The following is a 22,729-nucleotide window of genomic DNA, read 5'->3' as shown; positions in this document are numbered from 1 at the left end:
GGTCAGGGGCATTGACCATTTCGGGTTCCAGCCTTAACATAGGATTCATTCTCATTTGCGAATGAATCCTGTTTTACATTCGCAAACGCAAGCCAGCCAAGCAACCGCCCAGCCAGCCAGCGAAGAGGACGCAACCTGCCGGCCACCAGGCCGCCCAGGTTCACTGCCGACGCCGACTGACTGGAGCCCTTCGATGCACCGCCTCGCCCGGATTACCCTATCCCTGTCCATGACCCTGCTGCTCGTCGCCTGCGGCGGTGGAGGCGGAGGAGGATCCAGTGCCGAGACAGCCACCAGCGAGCTATCCGCAGCGGCCCAGCTCGGCGAAAAGCTGTTCAACGACCCGCTCCTGTCGAGCACCGGCGCCATGTCCTGCGCCACCTGCCACGTCAAGGCCAACCACTACGCAGCCACCGACAACCGCTCGGTGCCCGCCGGCGCGGACGCCGGCCACGAGGCCGGACGCCAGGCTCCGTCGCTCAAGTACCTCAAGTTCAACACCGCCTTCTACTTCGCCAAGGACGGCACGCCGACCGGCGGCTTCACCTGGGACGGCCGCGCCAACACCCTCGGCGACCAGGCTTCGGGCCCCCTCCTCAACCCGAACGAGATGGCCAACACCAGCGCCGACGACGTGGTGGCCAAGCTCAAGCGCTCCGCCAATGCCACCGAATTCATGAAGGTCTTCGGCAGCGACATCTTCAGCCGCCCCGCCGACGCCTTCGCCCGCCTGCAATACGCACTCCAACAGTACCAGCTGGAAGACGCCGATTTCGCCCCGTTCAGCAGCAAGTTCGACCTCTGGCTCGCCGGCAAGGTCCAGCTCACCGACGCTGAAATGCGCGGCTGGGCGCTGTTCAACGATCCGAACAAGGGCAACTGCACCGCCTGCCACGTCGGCACCCCGGCGGACGGCCATCCCCCGCTGTTCACCGACTTCACCTACGACACTCTGGGCGTGCCGCGCAACATGGACATCAAGGCCAACAGCGATGTCAGCTACTACGACCTCGGCCTGTGCGGCCCGGTGCGCACCGATCTGTCCGCCCGCACCGACCTGTGCGGCGCCTTCCGCGTGCCGACCCTGCGCAACATCGCCAAGACCGGCCCCTACTTCCACAACGGTGCCCTCAAGACCCTCACCGACGCAGTGCGCTTCTACGTCCGCCGCGACACCAACCCCGAGGAGTGGTACCCCACGGACACCAGCGGCACGGTGCAGAAGTTCAACGACCTGCCCGCCGTCTACCGCAAGAACGTGAATACCGTCGAGGTGCCGTACAACCGGAAGCCCGGCGATAACCCTGCCCTCACCGAAAGCGAGATCGCCGACCTGGTGACCTTCCTGAACACGCTGACCGACGGCTACGCCCCCTGAGCCGATACCGATTTCCACATTGAAGCCTGCTTGCTGATTCCGGAGAAACGACGATGAAGAGCACCCCGATCTGTCTGGCCCTCGCGGCCCTGTTTGCCACCGGCAGCGCTCATGCCGCCACCGACACCGAGCTGATGGCCAGGCTCGAACGCCTCGCAGCTGAACTCGAAGCCGTCAAGGCCGAGCTGAAGACCGTCAAGGCGCAGGCGACGGCCAACCAGGCCCCTGTTGCGGCCACCGCCTCCTCTACGGCTCCGGCACCGGCTGCCGTCCCGAGCCCTGCCGCAGCACCTGCCCAGGCCTATCAAGCGCCCCTGGCCGTCAGCAGCTCCAGCGGCCAGACCAGCTTCTTCGGCTACGGTGAAGTCAATTACAACCGCCCCTTCCGCGACCAGAGCAACACCCAGATGGACGTCCGCCGCGCCGTGCTCGGCGTGACCCACCAGGCTTCCGAGCGCACCCGCATCGTCGCCGAGTTCGAGTTCGAACACGCCATCGCCTCCTCCTCCGATCAAGGCGAAGCCGAAGTCGAACAGCTCTATGTCGAACATCGTCTCAACGACAATATCGGCCTGAAGGGCGGTCTGTTCCTGATCCCCCTCGGCATGTTGAACCTGAGCCACGAGCCCACCTCCTACTACGGCGTGGAACGCAACTTCGTCGAGACGGCCATCATCCCGACCACCTGGCGCGAAGTCGGCATGTCCGCCTTCGGCGTGACCGATGCCGGCCTGCGCTGGGACGTCGGCATCACCAGCGGCTTCGACCTCAACAAGTGGGACGGCACCAGCAGCGAAGGCAAGGAGTCGCCCCTCGGCGCCCTGCATCAGGAAGGCCAGCTCGCCAAAGCCAACAACCTGTCGGCCTACGGCGCCGTCAGCTGGCGCGGCACACCCGGCCTGGACGTGGGTGCCGGCGTGTTCTCCGGCAAGGTTTCCCACAAAAACACCGCCGCGGACAGCACCAAGGCCGGCCTGTACGCCCCCGACGCCCGCGTGACCCTGTGGGACACCCACGCGCGCTGGACGCCCGGCAAGTGGGACCTGTCCGCCCTGTATGCACGCGGTACCATCACCGACACCAGCGAGTTCAACCTGCAATTTGCCGGCGGCACCCTGGTGCCCAAGACCTTCTATGGCTGGTACACCCAGGCTGCCTACAAGCTGTGGGAAGGCGGCGAATACCGTCTGAGCCCGTTCGCGCGTTACGAGGTGTTCAACACGGCGGCCAACTACGCAGCCATGCCGGCGGGCCTGGAAACCGACTCCCAGCGTGACGAGAAGGTCGTCACCCTCGGTGCAAACCTGCGTGTCGGCGACAACGTGGTGCTGAAGGCCGACGTGCAGCGCTTCCAGCTGGAGCGCACCCGCGATCGCCTGAACCTGGGCATCGGCTACCAGTTCTGATCCGGAGACGAACGCGGTATCCTCCCACCCTGCCCGGCGGCTCTCACCGACCCGCCGGGCTTTGTGCTTTCAACGAAGGAACAATGATGAGCAAGTCCTGTGACAGCTGGAGCACGGTCTCCCTGGTCAGCCTGGCCAGCGCCGGCCTGAGCGCTCTCTGTCCGCCCGCCGTCGAGGCCGCCCAGTACATGAGCGTCGAGCAGGCCGAAAAGGCGGCCTTTCCCGAGGCAGACCGTTTCGACGCGCACGTGCTGCGCCTGACGCCCGAGCAACTCCACAGCCTCGACGCGGTGGCCAGCGTGCGCCAGCGCGGCGAAGTCCGGCAGATCGACGCCTGGGCGGGCAACAAGCTGCTCGGCACACTCTACGTGGATGATGTGCTGGGCAAGGTCGAATGGGTGACTTACGCGGTGGCAATCGGCGCCGACGGTGCCGTCCGTTCCCTGGAGATTCTCGAGTACCGCGAGACCCACGGCTACGAAGTCCGCACGCCCAGCTGGCGCAAGCAGTTCGCCGGACGTCGTCTGGATACGCCCTTCCACTTCGGTGACGATATCAAGAATATCAGCGGCGCCACCCTGTCCTGTTCTCACCTCACCGCCGGCGTTCAGCGCCTGCTGGCTCTGCACGCCCAGCTCGCCAAGACTCGATGAACACCAGCACCTTGCGACGGATCCGTCCGTGGCTGGGGACTTATGTACATATCGACGTAACGGCGGCGGATGACCACGTCGCCGAAACGGCGCTACAGGCAGCATTCGAGGAAATCGACGCCGTTCACCAGGCCATGAGCTTCCACTCGCCAGACAGCGACGTGTCCCGGCTGAACCGGGAAGCCCATCTGCACCCCGTGGCCGTGGGCGCCGGCACGCGGGCCGTGCTACTTGCCGCCCGCCGCTTCGCACAGTTGTCCGGCGGTCTCTTCGACCCGACGGTCGCCCCGGCGCTGGTCCAGCGCGAGATACTGCCCAGCCCCACGGCTCCCGATGCCGACAAGGGAGCGAGCTGGGAAGACATCGAAATCGACGACGGCGGCAGCGTGCGCTTCCGGCGCCCCCTGTGGATCGACCTGGGGGGCATCGCCAAGGGCTACGCCGTCGACCGGGCAATCGACGCCCTGGAACGCCTCGGCGTGCACAATGCCTGCGTGAATGCCGGTGGCGACCTCCGCCATTTCAGCCGCCTGGGACAACGCCATCCGCTTGCGGTCCGGCATCCGGACGACGCATCCCGGTCCATCCCCCTCGGCCACATTGCGAACAAGGCGGTTGCCAGCTCGGGCGACTTCCTCCTCGGGCGCCGCGGCGACCAAAAGGACGCATCGCCCATTGTTCATCCCCGCCACGGCGTTGCACAATCCCGCCCGCGCAGCGTGACGGTGATTGCCGGCACCTGCTGCGAGGCCGATGCGCTGACCAAGATCGTCAGCCTGCTCGGCCGGGATGCCAGCCCCTTGCTGGTCGAACTGGGCGCCAGCGCCGCCATCATCGAGGCGCCGGATACCCTCCAGGCCAGCCCCGGCTTCTGGTCGGCGCTGGGCCATGACGCCCCCTTAGGACGACAGCCTCTTCATGCATGAACATCCGCACTCACGCCCCCGGAAAGCCGTCCGACCGGGGCGCCGTCAACGCCACGCCGTCCACCTGAGCACACTGCTGCTGCTGGGCAGCGGCGTCGCCTGGATGCTGGCCCACTACCTGCTGCCGCTGCCGGAAGATGCCGCCCGCCATCCCGTTGAGCCTTGGGCCATGCGTGCGCATGGCGCCGCCGCGATGTTCGGTCTGGTCGTGCTGGGCAGCATCTGGACGACCCACGTGCAGCCAGCCTGGCACCGGGGCACCCATCGACTGTCGGGCGGCGGCCTGTTCCTGCTGTGGAGCGCCCTGACCCTCAGCGGCTATGGCCTATACTACCTGGCCGACGAATCGCAACGGGCAACGACCAGCTGGATCCATATGGGCTGCGGAATGCTCCTGCCCTTTGGGCTGCTGCTGCACATTGTGCAAGCCGTCAGGGCGCGCAAGCACCCGGTTTGAGCAGCCCCGCTCAGCCTCCATCGGCCGTGGCCTGTTCGTGCCGACGGTAGTGCATCACCGCGGGAGCGACAAGCACCGCCCCCAGCGCCACAACGAGAAGCAAGGGCCACAACACGGGTGTATTCCACTCGGCACGTTTCTGCTCCCTGGCCGCCACATCGATACGCTGGTACTTCAGCGTGTTGCGGACGATCTTGCCGGGCTTGCGGTTGTAGACCCAGCCGTGCTGCAGCGTGTAGGCCTTTTCGTAAAAGCCCCAGACCCAGGGCGCGTCATGCTGCAGGATGGCCAGCATGCGCTCGATGATGGCCATCCGCTCGGCACCGTCCGGCATCGCCTTCATGCGCTCGAACAGGCGATCGTATTCGGGGTTCTCGTAATTCGACGCATTTTCCCCCTGGCTCTTGACCTTGCCCTGAGCGCCATGCAGCAAGAACAGGAAGTTCTCCGGATCAGGGTAATCGGCGTTCCACCCCCAGTAGAAGAGTTGAGCGTTGCCCTTGCGAATCTTGTCCTGGAAGCGGTTGTAATCGGTCGCCCTGACCACTAGCTGGATGTCCAGTTTCTTCAACTGCTTGGAAAGCCAGTCGACGGAAGACTTGTCTCCCAGGCCGGTACCGGTGGTGTCGAGGTTGATCACCAGCGGATCGCCGGTCTTCTCATCGCGCCCACCTGGATACCCCGCCTCGACGAGCAGGCGGCGAGCTTCATCCACGGACTTGCGACTCGGTTTGCCATCGACCCAGTCATACACATACGGGTTGATCCCGGCCTTGTCAGCGCGATAGCCCGAGATGCCGGGCGGAATCGGATGCATAGCCGGCAGGCCGCGTCCATTGAGAAAGACCGAGATGAATTCCTCCTCGTCGATGGCAATCGACAGCGCCAGGCGCAGCTTGCGCGCCCGTTCACTATTCCCACCAACCACCGGGTCGAGCATGTTGAAGCCCATGTACATCACGCTCGGCGCTACAGAGGTGTTGAGCTTGATGCCTTTGGCGACCATGTCGCCGGACAAGGTCACGTCACCCTGCCCGCCCATCTGCACCGCCTGATCGAAGTTGTCCGAAGAAACACCGGACGCGTCGTAATACCCCTGCAGGAACTTGTTCCAGTACGGGATGCTCTCCTTCTCCCGCGTGAACACCACCTTGTCGATGAAGGGAAGCGGCTTTCCGCAATCGCGGAGCAAGCCTGCATCGCGGTCCTCCGGCTCCCCCTCACAGGGGTAGCTCGCCCCATGGAAATTCGGATTGCGGACCAGCGCCATGCGCGCGTTGGGGTTGTTGTCTGCCAGCATGTACGGCCCGGTTCCCACCGGCCACCAGTCCAGCGTCAGATTGCGCTCCGCCATGCCCGGTTGTGCAAAAAAGCGGTCCACCTCGTACGGCAACGGCGCAAAGAAACTCATGGCCAGCCAATAGTTGAACTGGGGGTAGCTTCCCTTGATCTTGATCCGGTAGGTGTAGTGATCGACAAGCTCCACGCCGCTCAGCGGATAATTGCGCAGATCAATCCATCCACCCGGCGACGAGCTGCGGCCCGCCTTTTCGTCGGCGAGCAGGCGCGCATGCAACTCCTTCAGGCCAACGATGTAATCACTCATCAGCTCAAGCACCGGAGAATGCAGGCGCGGATGTGCCAGGCGCTTGATCTGATAGACGAAATCGTCTGCGGTCAGCTCCCGGCTGGCAGTCTGCGGAAAATCGCCCAGAACGCTTTTCCCGGCCAGATCCCGCGCCCCCAGATTCCGATAGACGGGCTCGCCTCGGGCATCCATCGCGAAGGCCGGATGGGGTTGATAGCGAATGCCCGGGCGAATCCGGATCTCATACTCGCTGCGCGCGATCTTCGCTGGATCACTCCCAGCCGGCAAAAGCTGCCCTTGCCCATCGTATTCCCGAAGAACCGGCATCTGTACGGCAGACAAGGGCTCAAGCTGAAAGGGACGCTTCAGGTAGTGGTACTGCAGGGGCGGCTCGTAGATCTGACTGAGGAAGAGCGCCTCGTCTTCACTGTAGGACTGCACCGGGTCCAGATGCTTGGGACGTTGCGTGAACGCGGTGTACAGGATGTTCTGCCCCTGCTCCGCCGCAGGGTATGGGTCGTTCCACACCTGGCCGCAACCTGTGCTCACGAGAGCGAACAAGACCAGGCAGAAATGAGAAATAGTCGTGCGCATAACACTAAGTCTAACGGATAGCCCGTCGGTCCGCGGCAACGCACGTCCAGGAAGCATCCGTTATAATCGAGAGGTTATTCACTGGAGACACCTTACATGGGCTTTCTCGCCGGCAAACGCATTCTCATCACCGGATTGCTGTCCAACCGCTCGATTTCCTACGGAATCGCCAAGGCCATGCACCGGGAAGGTGCCGAACTTGCGTTTACCTATCAGAACGAACGCTTCATCGAGCGGGTTTCCAAGATGGCCGCCGAGTTTGGCAGCTCACTGGTTTATCCCTGCGATGTGCAGAACGACGACGAAATTGCCAAGCTGTTCGCCGAACTCGGCGCGCAATGGGATGGCCTGGACGGCCTCGTCCACTCCATCGCCTTCGCACCCAGCGAAGCCCTTGAGGGCGATTTCCTGGACAACGCCAGCCGCGAGGCCTTCCGGATCTCCCAGGAAGTCAGTGCCTACAGCTTCCCTGCCCTCGCCAAGGCAGCCCGGCCGATGATGAAGGGCCGCAATGGGTCGCTGCTCACCCTGTCCTACCTGGGCGCCGTGCGCACCATGCCCAACTACAACATCATGGGCCTCGCCAAGGCCAGCCTCGAGGCTGCCGTTCGCTACATGGCCGTCAGCATGGGGCCCGAGGGCACGCGCGTTAACGCCATTTCGGCGGGCCCCATCAAGACCCTGGCCGCTTCCGGCATTGGTAGTTTTGGCAAGCTGCTGGCCTTCAACGAGCGCAACGCACCGCTGCGCCGCAACGTGACCATCGACGAAGTTGGCAATGCCGCTGCGTTCCTGTGTTCCGATCTGGCCAGCGGCATCACCGGCGAGATCATGTACGTGGATGGCGGCTTCAATACCACGGCCCTCGGTAATCCCGACCAAGGCTGATATCCACTACGAGAAATAGAAAAAGCCCTTGAAAACAAGGGCTTTTTTCTTTTCTAGGCCGGATTCTCTCTTACTGCTTTTCTTTGGTGGGCTCCAGTGCCGCGGCATTGATCTTTACGTCGTAACGCTTGCGCAAAGCCGCGACATAAGCGGAAAAGTCCTGCTCGGCCAGAATCTGGCCGTATTGCTGACGCAGTGCTTCCAACCTGGGGTCGCTCTCAGCAATTGTCGGACGGCTGACCTTTTCGACGCGGAACAACGCATAACCCGCACCCGGCAGCTTTGCCCCGACATAGCTTGGCAGCTTGTCGACCGGCGCGCGGAAGACTGCGCGCACCGCATCAGGCGGCAAACCTTGCGCGCCCCGCTGCAACGCATGGGAAGCGCCCCAACCGAGCTCGACGGACTCGCCCTTGACCAACTTGGCGAGCTTGGCCTCGCCATCGGTCTCCGCCAGCTTGCCGGCCTCCTCGTTCACGAGCATCTTGTTGATGTCGGCCTTCACATCGTCCAAGGGACGAAGGGACGACGGCTTGAAATCGAGCACGCGAGCCGCAACCATGGTCCCGCCCCCTACGTCCACCGCTTCCGTATTCCGCTTGTTCTTGACGCTATCGTCGGCAAAGAGGGCCGCCGCGAGCTTTGGATTGTCAAAGGGAGCCAGCATCTTGCCGTCCTTGGCCATCCAGTCGCTCGTACGAATCTGCAGCTTGAACTTGTCCGCAGCAGGTTTGAGGCTGTCAGCCTGCTCATAGACCGTGTTACTGAAGCCATCGACGAGTTCCGCAAACTTCTTCGCCGCTTCCGTACGCTTCAACTCGGTGACAATCTCTGCCTTCACATCATCGAAGGCACGCACCTTTTCCGCCTTCACGCCGGTGAGGCGGATGATGTGGAAACCGAAATCAGACTGCACGACGCCCGACAAATCCCCTTCCTTGGCGAGCCCGAAAGCTGCATCCTCAAAGGGCTTGACCATCGCTCCGCGGGCAAAGAAGCCGAGATCTCCACCCTTGTCCGCAGAGCCGGGATCCTGGGAGTTCTCCTTGGCCAACTTGGCAAAGTCAGCAGGACTCGCCTTGAGCTGCTTCAGCAGGGCCTCCGCCTTCTCCTTGGCGGTCTTCAGAACTGCCTCACCAGCAGCCTTGTCCGCCTGAATGAGAATATGGCTCGCACGCCGCTCCTCACCCTGACGGAAACGTTCCGGATGGGCGTCATATTCCTTGCGCGCATCCGCATCGCTCACCGTGATCTGGGACATCAGCTCATCCCGATTCAGGACGAGGTACTCCGCGCGCAGTTGGGCGGGCAATTCAAATTGCTTGCGGTTCGCGTCATAGAACTTGCGCACCGCGTCCTCACCCAACTTGACCGAGGCCGTGTACTGATCCGCACCAAGATGCACCTCACTGACCTGGCGCTCCTCCTGCTGGACCGAATACACGCCTTCCGCAGACTTGCGTGAAACCATCACCCCTTCCGCCACGACACCAATCACCTGCTGCAGCGCCAGATCCTGACGCAGCCGCGCCTCGAAAACCGCCTGGCTCATGCCCTGGGCCTGCAGGGCAGCCTCGTAACGAGACAACGAAAACTGACCATTCTCCTGGAAGGCCGGAATTGCCGCTATCGTGTCCCGGAGTCGCTTATCGGAGACAGTCACATGCTTCTTGGCCAGATCCAGGGCCAACAGGCGCTGGTTCACCAGATTTTCCAGGACCGCCCGACGCGCCTCTGCGGTTTCCATCATCGCCGGGTTGAAATTTGCGCCCAATTTGGCCCGCAAGCGCTCCTGCTGCTCGCGAAGAGCCTGCTGAAACTCTGCCTGTCCGATGGCACTGCCCCCGACTTTCGCCAGTTCATCACCACCGCTCATGTTCCGGACGTACGAATCGACGCCCCAGAAAGCGAATGGAAGGGTGATCAAGAGCAAAAAAACTTGAACAATTTTCTTGTTGTTGCGTACTGCATCGAACATGCGGGAGATCCTTAGTTACAGCTACGGGCAAGTGCTTCTTGGCGGGGAAAATACAAAAAAGGCGAACCTTTTTGTTCGCCCTTCTACCAGACATCCATCGATCAGCGTTGGAACAGGCACTGCACAACGCAATCGGGTCTGCTCATCCGAAGGCTCCACAAGGCCTTCATGAGCGAACGAGTCTACATGCAGGCATGTTACGGAACAAGGCCTGGAACCCGCCAAACGGCAAAAAGCAAAAAGGCCACTTAAAGTGGCCTTTTTGCTTTTTGCATTTTGCATTTCTTGGCGGAGTGGACGGGACTCGAACCCGCGACCCCCGGCGTGACAGGCCGGTATTCTAACCAACTGAACTACCACTCCAAATTGATTTCATGCATCGATTAGCTGGTGGGTGCTGACGGGGTCGAACCGCCGACATTCGCCTTGTAAGGGCGACGCTCTACCAACTGAGCTAAGCACCCGACTATCGAAGACTTCTCGAAATCAAGAGCTGATCATTGTAGTGCATCTTTTAGCGCTTTGCCAGGCCTAAATTTAGGAATTTTTGCCGACCCGATCTTGATAGCAGCACCGGTCCGCGGATTCCGGCCACTTCTCGCGGCACGCTCTCCCACGTGGAAGGTTCCAAAACCCACCAATGTTACCGTTCCACCCTTCTTTAGCGTTTGCTTAACTGCGCCAATTGCAGCATCCAACGCTCGTCCCGCAGCAGCTTTTGAAATATCGGCACCAACAGCGATTTGGTCGATCAGTTCGGATTTGTTCATACAAGCCCCCTCGTTATTAAACAAACAGACAGGAAACCCCGACGACAAATGCTGGCGCAATATTGCGAGACCGCTGATGCGCACAGAGATTGATTCTATATAACGCGCTAAAAATCAGGATGTCAAGACAGGTGCCATGAAGACACCATCAGCCATACTCAACACCCGCAGCAGAAATGCAAAAGACCGCGAAAACGCGGTCTTTTGCATACATAGCTTGCGCTGCAACGCGTGATCCTAGTGGATCATGCTGCACATCGATCGATGCGCTTAAGCGGCGGCAACCGCACCCATCGACTTGATGGAAGCAGACAGGCGGCTCTTGTGGCGGGCGGCCTTGTTCTTGTGGATGATCTTCTTGTCAGCGATGCTGTCGATGGTGCGCTGAGAAACCACAAAAACTTGCTGAGCCACTTGCTTGTCACCAGCCACGACTGCCTTGCGAACAGCCTTGATAGCGGTGCGCAGACGCGAACGCAGGCTCATGTTGAGGGCGCGGGCCTTGACTGCTTGACGGGCGCGCTTACGGGCTTGTGCCGAGTTGGCCATCTTTGAGTAATCCTAAAATAAATGCATTAAAGGCGGGATTTTAATGGCAAGCATGTTCTTCTTGCAAGGCCTTTTGAGATCTTCCCAAAATGAAAATGCCCCGCACGCGAGCGTGCGGGGCATTTGAACTACTTAGGAACTCAGATGCGCTCGAAGATCGTTGCGATACCCTGCCCGCCACCGATACACATGGTCACCAGCGCATAGCGGCCACCGACACGCTCAAGTTCGTACAGAGCCTTGGTTGCGATGAAGGCGCCGGAGCACCCGACCGGGTGGCCCAGAGCGATCGCCCCACCGTTCGGGTTCGTCTTCGCCGGGTCCAGACCAAGAACCTTCGAGACCGCCAGGGCTTGCGCGGCGAACGCTTCGTTCGACTCGATGACATCCATCTGGTCCAGGGACAGGCCGGCCTTCTTGAGCGCCAGACGCGAGGCCGGGATCGGACCTTCGCCCATAACGTCGTTGGGCACACCGGCAACCGCATAGGACACGAGGCGCGCGATCGGCTTGTAGCCCGCGTTGACAGCCGTGGAGCCATCAGCCAGCACAAAGAAGGCCGCGCCGTCGTTGATGCCCGACGCGTTGCCGGCAGTCACGGTACCGTCCTTCTTGAATGCCGGCTTCATCTTGCCCAGGGACTCCATCGTCGTCCCGCGCTTCAGATGCTCGTCAGTATCGAATACGATTTCGCCCTTGCGGGTTTGCTTGACGATCGGGACGATCTGGGACTTGAAGCGGCCTTCGTCGATGGCCAGCGCAGCACGGCGCTGGGACTCGACGGCAAACGCGTCCTGCTCTTCACGAGTGATGCCGTGCTTGGCAGCCAGGTTCTCGGCGGTGATACCCATGTGGCCAACGCCGAACGGGTCGGTCAGGACCGCAACCATGCTGTCGATCGCCTTGGTGTCACCCATGCGCGCCCCAGAACGCAGTGCCGGCATCAGGTAAGCCGCCTTGGACATTACCTCGACGCCGCCGCCAACACCATAATCGGCATCGCCGAGCAGGATGTTCTGGGCCGTCGTGACGATCCCCTGCAGACCGGAGGAGCACAGACGGCCGACCTGCATGGCGACCGACTCCATCGGCAGCCCGGCCTGGATGGAGGCCACGCGGGGCACGTAGGCGTAACGGGAATCAGTAGGCATACAGTTGCCCACGGTGACGTAGTTGATCAGCTGGGGATCCACACCCGAACGGACAACCGACTCCTTCATCACGATACCGGCCAAATCGCTCGAATCGAATTCCGCCAGCGCGCCCCCGAAGGCGCCGATAGCAGAACGTACTGCGCTCAAAACCACCACTTCACGATTAGCCATGTGAACTCCCTCCTCAGAATTACTACGGTTAATTACCAACCCATCCTGCAACGCCCAACAGCGCCAGCACAAGACACAGTAGCACCAGCGTACGCCAGATCAGGCCGATAGTACTTTGCATGAAATCGGCGTCAGCTTCATCTCCGACCCCCATTTCCGGACGCTCCAACACATCTCCGGATTCATGTATCGGCATACCCAGACGTACTCCCAGGGCTCCTCCACCGCTCGCGAGGAGGATACCGGAAGCCTTGTCTTTCCACTGTGAAGCCTGGGCTCGCCAACAATACACGCCATCCTCGAAATCGCCGACGATCGAAAAGGCGATCGCCGTCAACCGTACCGGCAGCCAGTCAAGAATAGCGAAAATCTTGCGAGAGAAGTCTCCGAAGTCGCCGAACTCGTCGGACTGCTCCCGGTTTCCCCATGTTTCGTAGAAGAAGTGCGCAAGTCGATAAAAGACAGCACCACTCGGTCCAGGCATCAGGATGAACCAGAAGGCTACCGCAAAGACATTACGGTGCGACGCGACCAGGGCTTCTTCGATAGCCAGCCTTGCCACTTCACTAGAGCTCGCACCGTCGTGGCTCCGCCCTCGCCACTCGGTGATCAGCCGCCTCGCCTGGGGAAGCTCTCCCATGCGCAGCGCCAACTGAATATCCGTGAAGAAGTGGCTGACCTGACGGAACCCCATCGTCAGGTAGAGCACCAGCACATTGAATGCAAAGGCCAGCACCGGATGGACATGCCAGAGCACGAAATAAATCAGCGCCGAACTGAAGCAGGCGATGATGATCGCTACCCACCATGCAACGGCGCCATGGCGCGCCTCGCCGTCGTTGAAACGGTCCTCGAGAAAACGGGCAAAAACGCCTAAGGGGGCTTTTACGAAACGCTCAACGGGGAGCGGACGAAGTTGCTCCAGGAGCAAGGCGGCAATCAGCGAAAACAAGGTCATGCGGCGGGGGGCTTTGATGGGCCCTCATGGTTCGAGCCTATAAGATATGGCCTCAAGATACCACCAAACGGACACAACACAAACGGAGGAGGCTCATCGGAACAGGAAACGGTGAAGACTGACGAGCATTCCCGCGGTAGCCCCCCAAATGAAGTAGTCGCCATAAGGCATCGCGTAGTATTCACGGCGGACCCCACGTACCTCCGTCGAATGCAGGCGATGGTTTGCATCATCCAGCAGGAATGAAAGCGGGACCTCGAAGGCCTCGGCAACTTCAAACGCATCCAGCACCAAGTCCAGCGGAGGACTCACGAGCCCCACCACTGGAGTGACGTCGAAGCCCGTCCCGGTCCGATACTGAGGCAGGCATCCAAGCAACTCGACCTTTTCGCGGACGAGGCCGATTTCCTCCTCGGTCTCCCGCAGCGCCGTGTCGAGCGGAGAGGTATCGTGCGCCTCGACACGGCCACCAGGAAAGCTGACCTGGCCCGGGTGGTGGTGAAGATGGTCCGTGCGACGGGTCAGCAAGACCGTCGGCTCCCCCTCGCGCAGGATGATGGGCACGAGCACCGCAGCCGGAGTCAATGCTCCCTCCGCTCCACTCTCCTTTACCGACACGTCCCGCACGGAGCCTTCTGCAAAGCAGGCCCGCAGCCACTCGACAGAAGCAATTTTAGACAGATCGGGAGCCATCATCACAGAAACCGTCATCAATAACGTTGCCGCAACTGGAGACTGGGGCCGTCGTGCCGCATCTCCATGCGACTGAGAAAACTCATGCCGAGCAGCGCAAAAGGCATGTCAGCCCCCTGCACGACGCCGTCCACGTTACGCAGGACGACATCGCCGACACGCACCGAATCCAGCTTAACCTTCCAGGCCTGCGCGACACCGTTGGCTGTTTGCATCATGACGGGTTCAGCCTTACTGACATCGATACCCGCCCTCGAAGCGTCCCCACGGCCCAAGGATACATAGGTTGCCCCCGTATCGACCACAAAACGGATGGCGGAGCCATTGACAGCGCCCGGCACATGAAACTGCCCCCTGCTGTCGGCCTGAACCGTCACCGAGGCACGTCGCCCATCACCGCCCAGGTTCAAGGCCTGCTGCCCCACGACCAGGCGCTGCCGACGGCCATCCACCTCGACCACTGCGCCATCGGCATCCACCGCAATGACCCTGACCCCTTCCTGCGTCGTGGCCCCGACAGACAGCGCACGCGGGGCCCCGCCATTGACAACCACCAGCACCTTGCCGGGAAAGACACCAGCCAATGCGACTTCGGTCGCCTCCGCGGGGATCGCTAGGCAGGCCAAGAGCACGCCGCTACACTGCAGCCAACGATCAATCGAGAGAGTCTTCATGAAACCGGTAGCAATCATTCGACATAGCAGGACGGAAGGGCCAGGTCATTTTGCCACATTCCTGGAGCGCCGCTCCGTCCCATGGCAACTGTTCCGCATTGATGCTGGTGATGTTGCGCCAACACCATCACAGACGGATGAGTTCTCCGGCCTCTGCCTGATGGGCGGCCCCATGAGCGTGAATGACGATCTGCCGTGGATCCCTCCGCTACTCGAATTCATCCGGAGCATGATCGACGCTGACCGCCCGGTGATCGGCCACTGCCTGGGAGGGCAATTGATCAGCAAGGCGCTGGGCGGGGTCGTTACCCGCAATCCGGTCAAGGAGATCGGCTGGGGCCTGGTAAGCGCCGTCGTCGGACCGCAGGCATCCCGCTGGTTGGGCGACTTGCAGCAGTTCGAGAGCTTCCACTGGCACGGGGAGACTTTCTCGATCCCGCCAGGCGGCACTCGCATCCTCTCAAGCGCGGCCTGCCCCAACCAGGCCTACGTGGTGGGAGACAAGCACCTGGGCATGCAATGCCACGTGGAGATGACAGCCGAGATGATCCAGAACTGGTGTGAGAGCGGCGCCAAAGAGATCGCCGCCAACCTCTCCTCCACGACGGTCCAGACGCCCGAGCAAATGGCTGAAAACCTTGACCACCGCCTGGCGGCCTTGAATCACGCCGCCGAGCAGCTGTACTCACGCTGGATCAAGGGGCTGGAGACGGTCGCCTGAAGAGGTTCAGACAAATAAAAAACCGGCCTGAAGCCGGTTTTTTTATTCATTGCGTCTCACGCAAACGTATTGATCGTTCGCCCTACCGTGGCAGTAGGATCGGCAGCCGCTGTAGGCTTCGGAACCGCCTCCAGCAATTGCGCCGCACTCTGCTGCTGCATGTCGAGCGCCTTGCGAAGCATGAGGATGGAGGTCGTATCCTGCGCCTGCACCTGCGACGTGGACGCCAGTGCGGAGATGCTCATCGTTCAGTCCCGGAAGTTACCGTACTGTAGAGGATAATCCGTCACATCCTTGCGGACCAGGGTAATACATTCCTGCAGGACATCCCGCTTCGCCCCGCTGACACGGACAGCCTCACCCTGAATGCTGGCCTGGACCTTGAGCTTGCTGTCCTTGAGCAACTTGACGATCTTCTTGGACTGCTCCTGCTCGATACCGACCCGGACAGTGAGCTCCTGCTTGACCTTGTTGCCGCCAACCTTCTGGATATCACCGTGCTTGAGGCAGCGCACGTCGATCTTCTTCGCCGTCATCTCGGGCAACAGGATCGCCAGCATCTGCTCCAGCTGGAAATTGCTGTCGCCGTGCAGGACCAGGAGCTTCTCCTGTTGCTCGACGCGGGCGTCCGTACCCTTGAAGTCGTAGCGGCCGGAGATCTTGCGGTTCGCCCCCTCGACAGCATTCTTCAGGGCAACCATGTCGACCTCGGACGTAATGTCGAAAGATGGCATGGACGCGCCTCCCGATCAGCCGAAGTAACAGACGTAGTGATAGGCCTCGCCGCTCACTTCGATGTCGAAGCTGGAATTGCCGGGCACATTGAAGCTCTCGCCAGCCGCGGACACCTTCCATTCGGTCTCACCCTTGAGGCGATAGCGGCAGGAACCGGCCACCGTTTCCATCACTTCCGGCTCACCGGTGTTGAAGGTCAGGCTGGCCGGCAGGATCACGCCGACGGTCTTCTTGCTGCCATCGGCAAAGATGACCGTGTGGCTGACGCACTTGCCGTCAAAATAAACATTTGCCTTCTTGACGACGGAAACGCCATCGAACTGAGCGGACTGAGTCATATCTCTACCTTCACAAATTTATTCAATGCCTAACAGCTTCTGGATGATGCCCTTGGCCATGAAGCCAATGAAACCCACACCAAGCCCCACGAACATCCAGATCGCACCGTATTTTCCCGCCTTCGACTCCCAGGCAAGATGGCCGATGATGAAAATCATGTAGGCAATCAAGCCGCCTACACACACCTTGAGGGAAATATCCTCGAACTCGGCTACGGTTAGACCGAATATCAGTGGGGCACTAGGGTCCATTTCGGTCTATTAGCCCCGCTTCGCCTTGGCGTTGGCAGCGATCCGCATGCGCAGCGCATTGAGGCGGATGAAACCGTGGGCATCCTTCTGGTTGTAGGCGCCCTGGTCATCCTCGAAGGTCGCGATCGTCGGATCGAACAGGGAATCCGTCTTGGAGTCGCGAGCGACGACGATCACATTACCCTTGTAGAGCTTGATGCGAACCCAACCGTTGACGGTCTGCTGAGTGTGGTCGATCAGCGCCTGCATGGCCTGACGTTCCGGACTCCACCAGTAGCCGGTGTAGATCAGGCTGGCGTAGCGGGCCAGCAGATCGTCCTTGAGGTGGGCCACTTCGCGGTCAAGGGTGATGGACTCGATGGCGCGGTGAGCGCGCAGCAGGATGGTTCCGCCCGGGGTCTCGTAGCAGCCACGGGACTTCATGCCCACATAGCGGTTTTCAACCAGATCCAGACGACCGATGCCATGCTTGCCGCCCAGTTCGTTGAGCTTGGCGAGCAGTTCGTGCGCCTTCATACGGGTGCCGTTGATGGCAACCATGTCACCATTTTCGAACTCGAGATCCACATACTCGGCAGCGTCGGGAGCTTCCTCCGGCGACACGGTCCAGCGCCACATGGACTCCTCGGCCTCGGCGGCCGGATTCTCGAGGTGGCGGCCTTCGAAGGAGATGTGCAGCAGGTTGGCGTCCATCGAATACGGGGAGCCGCCCTGCTTGTGCTTCATCTCGATGGGGATGCCGTTCTTTTCGGCATAAGCCAGCAGCTTTTCGCGGGACAGCAGGTCCCATTCACGCCACGGCGCGATGACCTTCACGTTCGGCATCAGCGCGTAATAGCCCAGTTCAAAACGCACCTGGTCGTTACCCTTGCCGGTAGCACCGTGGGAAACCGCATCGGCGCCGGTCTCGCGAGCGATCTCGATCTGGCGCTTGGCGATCAGCGGACGCGCGATCGAGGTGCCGAGCAGGTATTCGCCTTCGTAGATCGCATTGCAGCGGAACATCGGGAACACGAAGTCGCGCACGAACTCTTCGCGCAGATCGTCGATGAAGATGTTCTCGGGCTTGATGCCGAATTGCAGCGCCTTCGCACGCGCCGGCTCAAGCTCCTCACCCTGACCGAGGTCAGCCGTGAAGGTGACCACTTCGCACTGGTAGGTGTCCTGCAGCCACTTGAGGATTACCGATGTATCCAGCCCGCCCGAGTAGGCAAGCACAACCTTCTTTACGTCGCTCATGTCCCGCTTTCCGAATATGAGTAATTGAGTCTTAACCGCTTCCAACCACGCTACGCGCAGTCACCTTCGATCTTTCCGATCAGGAGGTATTCCATCAAGGCCTTCTGCACATGCAGACGATTTTCCGCCTCATCCCAGACGACGGACTGGGGTCCGTCGATGACCTCCGCAGATACCTCCTCGCCACGATGGGCCGGGAGGCAATGCATGAACAGGGCGCCCGGATTGGCCACCTTCATCATGTCCTCGTCCACCTGCCAGTCGGCGAAGTCGCGCATCCGCTCTTCGTTCTCCGCTTCGAAACCCATGCTCGTCCACACGTCCGTAGTCACCAGATCGGCACCACGGCAGGCGTCCATCGGGTCGTCGAAGTGCGCGTAGTGATCCGTGCCATACAAACCGGCCCGCTCGGGTTCGACTTCATACCCCGGCGGCGTGGACACATGGACATGGAAATCCAGCACTTCAGCCGCCTGCAACCAGGTGTTGCAGACGTTGTTCGAATCCCCGACCCAGGCCACCGTCTTGCCCTTGATCGAACCACGATGCTCGATGAAGGTGTAGATGTCGGCCAGGATCTGGCAGGGATGGTATTCGTTGGTCAGCCCGTTGATCACCGGCACACGCGAATACTCCGCGAAACGCTCGATGATGGATTGCTCGAAGGTGCGAATCATGACGATATCGCTCATGCGCGAAATCACCTGCGCCGCATCCTCCACCGGCTCACCGCGCCCCAGCTGGGAATCCCGCGTGTTCAGGTAGATCGCCGATCCGCCGAGCTGCTGCATCCCGGCCTCAAAGGACAGCCGCGTCCGCGTGCTGGCCTTTTCGAAGATCATCACCAGCGTTCTGTCGAACAGCGGATGATGAGGCTCGTAACGCTTGAAACGCTCCTTGATCCAGCGAGTGCGGGAAAAAAGATAATCGTATTCGGCGCGGGAAAAGTCGTTGAACTGTAAGTAATGTCTCGGTGCGTTCATGGCACTCGTTCTTCGTTATTGTGCTGCTAGAAATCTCTTGATGAGCGGCACCAATCCTTCCACCAACGCCGCCGCCTCCCGTTCGTTGAAATTCAACGACGGCAGTAAACGCACAACCTTGTCGGCGGTGACATTGATCAGATAACCCGCTTCAAGAGCCTGCCCCACCAAAGCACCGCAGGGACGATCGAGCTCGATACCGATCATGAGGCCACTCCCCCGGATGTCGAGCACGCCGGGAACATCCTTGAGGGCCTCAGCCAGACCATCACGGATGGTCTGTCCGATCCGCTCTGCATTTGCAAGGAGGCCATCCTCCTCGATCACATTCAGGGTGGTCATCGCCGCCGCGCAGGCCAGCGGATTGCCACCGAAGGTCGAACCATGGTTGCCCGGCTGGAAAACACCTGTCGCCCGGCCGGCCGCCAGGCAGGCACCGATCGGCACACCTGAGCCCAGCCCTTTCGCTAGGGACATCACGTCGGGCCTCACATCGGCGTTCTGGTGGCCAAACCATTTCCCGGTCCGTCCGACGCCGCACTGCACTTCGTCGAACATCAGCAAGAACTCTCGCTCGTCGCACAGCTTGCGCAGGGCCTTCAGGTAGGCCTGCTGGGCCACGTGGATGCCGCCCTCGCCCTGGACCGGCTCGAGCAGGATGCCGACAACGTCGGAGCGCCCTTCGACAATGCGCTCAACTGCCGCCAGATCGTCGAACGGAACCCGGAGGAAACCGCCCACCAGCGGCCCGAAGCCAACCTGCACCTTCTTGTTGCCGGTGGCCGACAGCGTGGCAAGGGTGCGGCCATGAAAGGAGTCATCCATGACGACGATGACCGGCTCGGCAATCCCGCGCTTGTGCCCATACAGACGTGCAAGCTTGATGGCAGCCTCATTGGCCTCGCAGCCCGAGTTGCAGAAGAACACCTCATCCATGCCGGACAACTCGGCAAGCTTGTCGGACAAGGCCGCCTGCAGCGGGATCTGGTACAGATTCGAGGTATGGATGACGCGCGATGCCTGCTCGGCAATTGCGCTCACCAGGCGGGGATGGTTGTGTCCAAGCGTCGATACGGCAATTCCGGACAGGGCATCAAGGTAGCGCTTGCCGGAAACATCAAACAACCAAGCCCCCTCTCCGTGGCTGAATGCCACCGGAAGCCGTCCGTACGTGTTCATCAGGTGAGACATGAAGCAACCTTGTTTCAATTTTCGCCCGGCGCAGATACGGTTCGCCACATCCGCGCCAAAAAGGCGAAACGGCGACTTTCGCCGCCGTTGAATAAAAAACCGCTACGGGATTCTACTGGACAACCACCGGACTGTACAGCGCACTCGAGACCTGCCATCACCTTGCCACCTGCTGCCTCATTGGGCCGATATACGCCTTGGCGATGACAACGTTGTCGATGTACATATCCATATCCCGCGGTGGAGGCGTTACGCCACCATGATAGACGTTGAACCAGACGGTCTCGATCTTCAACTCGGGAACGTTGCGCAGCTTCAGATCCTTGCTCTCGAATACCAGACGCCCGTCAACCCAGGCACGCAGCACGCCATCCTTCTGCCTCGGAGTATTCAACTTCATGTACTGCTCGATACAGTACCAGCGATTTCGCTGCAAGGCGGCGAGACGCCCCAGGTTCCACTTGAAAAGATCACCGGAAGGCGCAGTCATGTCCGCGTGATAGGCGTACGTACCTATCGGGGTCGTGCCGGCCAGCGGATTCTCTGCACCCGGCATGACGGAAAAGGCGCCGCGCAGCGACCAGCCATCATCCCCCGCACTCCGCCGCATTCCCCACCCGGCCTTGCCGTAGGTGCCCGCAAAACCGGGCAGCTTGCCGCCATCCACATCGGGAGACCAGTTGTTGCCGAGGCGCAGGTAATACCGGAAATACGCTTCCTCCGGCTCAAAACCCTGCTTGCCGCGGAAGCTATAACGCAAATCCACCCCAAGATTGACGCCTTTCTTAAAACGGACCTTCAATGCATGCGCCTGAAGCGGGGCAAACCCCTCCTCCGGATCTTCGCTGATACGGGACGTCGACGCACGCGGATCGAAGAAAGACCACTCCGCAGCCCAGGCCGTACTCTCGAAACCGGTGGCGAAATAAACGGCAGGATCTCTGGCTAGCGATTCCTCATCCGCATATTTCGCAGCCAAGCCAGGACGCGGCATCGAGTCAGGACTGACAGGTGGGCTCACGGCAAAGACACCGAGTGTCATTTCTCCACCATATTGTTTCGTCAGCGTGAAGGTCAGCGTCACCTTCTCAATTTTCTTTTCCCTGGCCGCCGGCGGCAGGGAAAAGGACAGCACACCGTTGTACTCCCCACCAATCTTGAGCCGAGTTTCGCGTCCGAGCCCTTTTTCCGTGGAGCAGTCCAGGTAGGCGTCTGCTGCTGGGAAAGCAATATCGCTCGAACGATCGGAGAATTCAATGATGATAATTGGACGGGAGGCCATATCCGGGCTCTCCCGGCTCGGAATATCGAGGACACCCTGCCCCTTTACACTCGCAATCATGACGCCTTTCGAGGCATCTGCCTTGCCACGCAGCCAGTCCTTGACCAGGGCCGTGAGATCCATTTGTATCGCACGCCCCCGGTAGTTGGCCGGAACAAGCGTCGTCGCGTAAGGGCGGGCACCGAACAGTTGATGGGAGGCGTCCTGCCAATCCCCCCCTTTGCGCGTCCATTCTCCCCCAGCGCCCCGGTTGAAGGCATGGCATGTCACACCATCCGGCCCATCAAACAAGACATCGGCCCCCTGGGCATTGGCATTGATATGGACCAACATGGACAACAGCACCACAGCCCAGGTGCTGCGCGCCCATTCACACGTCACTGCTTTTCCTCTGAAGGTGGTACAGCCCTCTTGTCTTCCACCTTGTCCGATGTCTTTTCGAGCGTAGCCTCGCCGGGCGCCGCCGGCGGCAGCGGACGCCACTTTCCGGCCCTCTCCAGTTTCATGCGCAGGCCAGGCAGCGGATACCCGAGACCATAGGCCACATGCGCCGCCTCCAGCGCCTCCTCATAGCGCCCCACGGCGAACCAGCCCAACCCCAGGTTGTACTGGTAATTAGCATTCCCCGGCGGAGCCAATTCCCGCGCCCTCTGCAGATGCCCGGGAGCGCCCTTCTGATCAGAAGTCTCCGTCAGCCATACTCCGTACAGCAATTCAACCATGCCATCGTCCGGCGCAATCTGCAGCGCTGACTCGAAATAGCACCCAACCGACGCACCTACACCACGCGGTCGATCGGTTTTTTCCCGCTTCGCGAGTCGAACCAAGGTTGCAAGGACGCGAGGATGATTTGGAAAGTACTTCAAGGCAAAGGCGAGGTCAGCACCAAAAACCACCGTACTGTTGCCCTTGGTAAGAGACTCGACACCTGGACCGAAATGGAAGGTCTCGACGCGTCTCAGCACATCCGGTGGCGCCACCCGATAATCATGCGCAGTGGGAGACCGAATACTCTCCGGAACACACGCCTGCTCAACCGAGTGCACGGCGCCCGCAGCCGCCATGAGCGCGAGCCCCGACATGGCGCGCGCCAGCACACTCTTCGACCCCACGGAAACCATCAATCTGAATGCAGACCTATACATGAATAC

Annotated in this window: 24 protein-coding genes and 2 tRNA genes; 7 read left to right on the top strand and 19 right to left on the bottom strand. The window is 60.8% G+C overall.

Annotated features, from left to right (window positions below; translation table 11 throughout):
* The first annotated feature begins 193 nt into the window (after window positions 1–193).
* From AC3QL2_RS20500 to AC3QL2_RS20480, 5 genes are all read left to right on the top strand, one after another.
* Complete coding sequence (locus AC3QL2_RS20500; RefSeq protein ID WP_493232854.1) at window positions 194–1,378, top strand: cytochrome-c peroxidase; 1,185 nt, start codon at window positions 194–196, stop codon at window positions 1,376–1,378.
* 53 nt (window positions 1,379–1,431) lie between these two features.
* Window positions 1,432–2,784, top strand: coding sequence for a porin (locus AC3QL2_RS20495; RefSeq protein WP_493232855.1), 1,353 nt, complete (start codon window positions 1,432–1,434; stop codon window positions 2,782–2,784).
* A gap of 86 nt (window positions 2,785–2,870) precedes the next feature.
* On the top strand, window positions 2,871–3,437 hold the full coding sequence (locus AC3QL2_RS20490) for an FMN-binding protein (protein ID WP_493232856.1): 567 nt from the start codon (window positions 2,871–2,873) through the stop codon (window positions 3,435–3,437).
* Complete coding sequence (locus AC3QL2_RS20485) at window positions 3,434–4,363, top strand: FAD:protein FMN transferase (RefSeq protein ID WP_493232857.1); 930 nt, start codon at window positions 3,434–3,436, stop codon at window positions 4,361–4,363. The genes AC3QL2_RS20490 and AC3QL2_RS20485 overlap by 4 nt, the downstream gene beginning before the upstream one ends.
* Window positions 4,356–4,820, top strand: coding sequence for a hypothetical protein (locus tag AC3QL2_RS20480; RefSeq protein ID WP_493232858.1), 465 nt, complete (start codon window positions 4,356–4,358; stop codon window positions 4,818–4,820). Before AC3QL2_RS20485 ends, AC3QL2_RS20480 begins: the two co-directional genes overlap by 8 nt.
* 10 nt (window positions 4,821–4,830) lie before the next feature.
* Here the strand turns inward: AC3QL2_RS20480 and AC3QL2_RS20475 are convergent, their stop codons facing one another.
* Window positions 4,831–7,002 (bottom strand): ABC transporter substrate-binding protein, encoded by a 2,172-nt coding sequence (locus AC3QL2_RS20475; protein WP_493232859.1) that lies wholly within the window; start codon window positions 7,000–7,002, stop codon window positions 4,831–4,833.
* A 96-nt stretch (window positions 7,003–7,098) separates the two neighbouring features.
* On the opposite strand from AC3QL2_RS20475, the gene fabI reads away from it, so the two are divergent.
* Window positions 7,099–7,890 (top strand): enoyl-ACP reductase FabI, encoded by a 792-nt coding sequence (fabI, locus tag AC3QL2_RS20470; RefSeq protein WP_493232860.1) that lies wholly within the window; start codon window positions 7,099–7,101, stop codon window positions 7,888–7,890.
* Between the two features lie 70 nt (window positions 7,891–7,960).
* On the opposite strand, the gene AC3QL2_RS20465 is transcribed toward fabI, so the two are convergent.
* The 9 genes from AC3QL2_RS20465 to AC3QL2_RS20425 all read right to left on the bottom strand — a co-directional run bounded on the left by AC3QL2_RS20465 (window position 7,961) and on the right by AC3QL2_RS20425 (window position 14,837).
* On the bottom strand, window positions 7,961–9,868 hold the full coding sequence (locus tag AC3QL2_RS20465) for a SurA N-terminal domain-containing protein (protein ID WP_493232861.1): 1,908 nt from the start codon (window positions 9,866–9,868) through the stop codon (window positions 7,961–7,963).
* Between the two features lie 286 nt (window positions 9,869–10,154).
* A tRNA-Asp gene (locus tag AC3QL2_RS20460) sits at window positions 10,155–10,231 on the bottom strand.
* Between the two features lie 25 nt (window positions 10,232–10,256).
* Window positions 10,257–10,332, bottom strand: a tRNA-Val gene (locus AC3QL2_RS20455).
* Window positions 10,333–10,365: 33 nt separating this feature from the next.
* The gene (locus AC3QL2_RS20450; RefSeq protein WP_079433439.1) at window positions 10,366–10,638 is read right to left on the bottom strand and encodes an HU family DNA-binding protein; all 273 of its coding nucleotides are present in this window, start codon (window positions 10,636–10,638) and stop codon (window positions 10,366–10,368) included.
* Window positions 10,639–10,908: 270 nt separating this feature from the next.
* A complete protein-coding gene (gene rpsT, locus AC3QL2_RS20445; RefSeq protein WP_493232862.1) occupies window positions 10,909–11,187 on the bottom strand; it encodes a 30S ribosomal protein S20 in 279 nt (92 codons plus the stop codon).
* Between the two features lie 140 nt (window positions 11,188–11,327).
* Entirely contained in the window at window positions 11,328–12,512 is a 1,185-nt protein-coding gene (locus AC3QL2_RS20440) for an acetyl-CoA C-acyltransferase family protein (protein ID WP_493232863.1), read from the bottom strand.
* Window positions 12,513–12,540: 28 nt separating this feature from the next.
* Entirely contained in the window at window positions 12,541–13,470 is a 930-nt protein-coding gene (locus AC3QL2_RS20435; protein WP_493232864.1) for a CobD/CbiB family protein, read from the bottom strand.
* Between the two features lie 93 nt (window positions 13,471–13,563).
* Window positions 13,564–14,181 carry a CoA pyrophosphatase gene (locus AC3QL2_RS20430; RefSeq protein WP_493232865.1) on the bottom strand — a complete coding sequence of 206 codons (618 nt, stop codon included), beginning with the start codon at window positions 14,179–14,181 and terminating at the stop codon, window positions 13,564–13,566.
* Window positions 14,181–14,837, bottom strand: coding sequence for a retropepsin-like aspartic protease family protein (locus tag AC3QL2_RS20425; protein ID WP_493232866.1), 657 nt, complete (start codon window positions 14,835–14,837; stop codon window positions 14,181–14,183). Before AC3QL2_RS20425 ends, AC3QL2_RS20430 begins: the two co-directional genes overlap by 1 nt.
* Between AC3QL2_RS20425 and AC3QL2_RS20420 the strand changes: the two genes are divergently transcribed.
* Window positions 14,836–15,558 carry a type 1 glutamine amidotransferase gene (locus tag AC3QL2_RS20420; RefSeq protein WP_493232868.1) on the top strand — a complete coding sequence of 241 codons (723 nt, stop codon included), beginning with the start codon at window positions 14,836–14,838 and terminating at the stop codon, window positions 15,556–15,558. The genes AC3QL2_RS20425 and AC3QL2_RS20420 overlap by 2 nt on opposite strands.
* A 56-nt stretch (window positions 15,559–15,614) precedes the next feature.
* On the opposite strand, the gene AC3QL2_RS20415 is transcribed toward AC3QL2_RS20420, so the two are convergent.
* The 9 genes from AC3QL2_RS20415 to AC3QL2_RS20375 all read right to left on the bottom strand — a co-directional run bounded on the left by AC3QL2_RS20415 (window position 15,615) and on the right by AC3QL2_RS20375 (window position 22,702).
* Window positions 15,615–15,803: a YjfB family protein gene (locus AC3QL2_RS20415; RefSeq protein ID WP_493232869.1), complete on the bottom strand. Its 189-nt coding sequence runs from the start codon at window positions 15,801–15,803 to the stop codon at window positions 15,615–15,617.
* Window positions 15,804–15,806: 3 nt separating this feature from the next.
* Window positions 15,807–16,292: a YajQ family cyclic di-GMP-binding protein gene (locus AC3QL2_RS20410; protein WP_481114742.1), complete on the bottom strand. Its 486-nt coding sequence runs from the start codon at window positions 16,290–16,292 to the stop codon at window positions 15,807–15,809.
* Between the two features lie 15 nt (window positions 16,293–16,307).
* Entirely contained in the window at window positions 16,308–16,631 is a 324-nt protein-coding gene (ppnP, locus tag AC3QL2_RS20405; protein WP_493232870.1) for a pyrimidine/purine nucleoside phosphorylase, read from the bottom strand.
* 18 nt (window positions 16,632–16,649) lie between these two features.
* Window positions 16,650–16,883, bottom strand: coding sequence for a DUF2788 domain-containing protein (locus AC3QL2_RS20400; protein ID WP_493232871.1), 234 nt, complete (start codon window positions 16,881–16,883; stop codon window positions 16,650–16,652).
* Between the two features lie 9 nt (window positions 16,884–16,892).
* Window positions 16,893–18,122: an argininosuccinate synthase gene (locus AC3QL2_RS20395; RefSeq protein WP_493232872.1), complete on the bottom strand. Its 1,230-nt coding sequence runs from the start codon at window positions 18,120–18,122 to the stop codon at window positions 16,893–16,895.
* 50 nt (window positions 18,123–18,172) lie between these two features.
* Window positions 18,173–19,105, bottom strand: a complete 933-nt coding sequence (gene argF / locus AC3QL2_RS20390) for an ornithine carbamoyltransferase (RefSeq protein ID WP_493232873.1) — start codon at window positions 19,103–19,105, stop codon at window positions 18,173–18,175.
* A 15-nt stretch (window positions 19,106–19,120) separates the two neighbouring features.
* Window positions 19,121–20,296 (bottom strand): aspartate aminotransferase family protein, encoded by a 1,176-nt coding sequence (locus AC3QL2_RS20385; RefSeq protein WP_493232874.1) that lies wholly within the window; start codon window positions 20,294–20,296, stop codon window positions 19,121–19,123.
* 157 nt (window positions 20,297–20,453) lie between these two features.
* Complete coding sequence (locus AC3QL2_RS20380) at window positions 20,454–21,911, bottom strand: polysaccharide lyase (protein WP_493232875.1); 1,458 nt, start codon at window positions 21,909–21,911, stop codon at window positions 20,454–20,456.
* Between the two features lie 44 nt (window positions 21,912–21,955).
* Window positions 21,956–22,702 carry a tetratricopeptide repeat protein gene (locus AC3QL2_RS20375; protein ID WP_493240292.1) on the bottom strand — a complete coding sequence of 249 codons (747 nt, stop codon included), beginning with the start codon at window positions 22,700–22,702 and terminating at the stop codon, window positions 21,956–21,958.
* Between the last annotated feature and the right edge of the window lie 27 nt (window positions 22,703–22,729).

The sequence above is a fragment of the Zoogloea sp. GW822-FHT05C07 genome, assembly GCF_058800215.1.
This window is presented reverse-complemented; position numbering and strand designations above follow the sequence as displayed.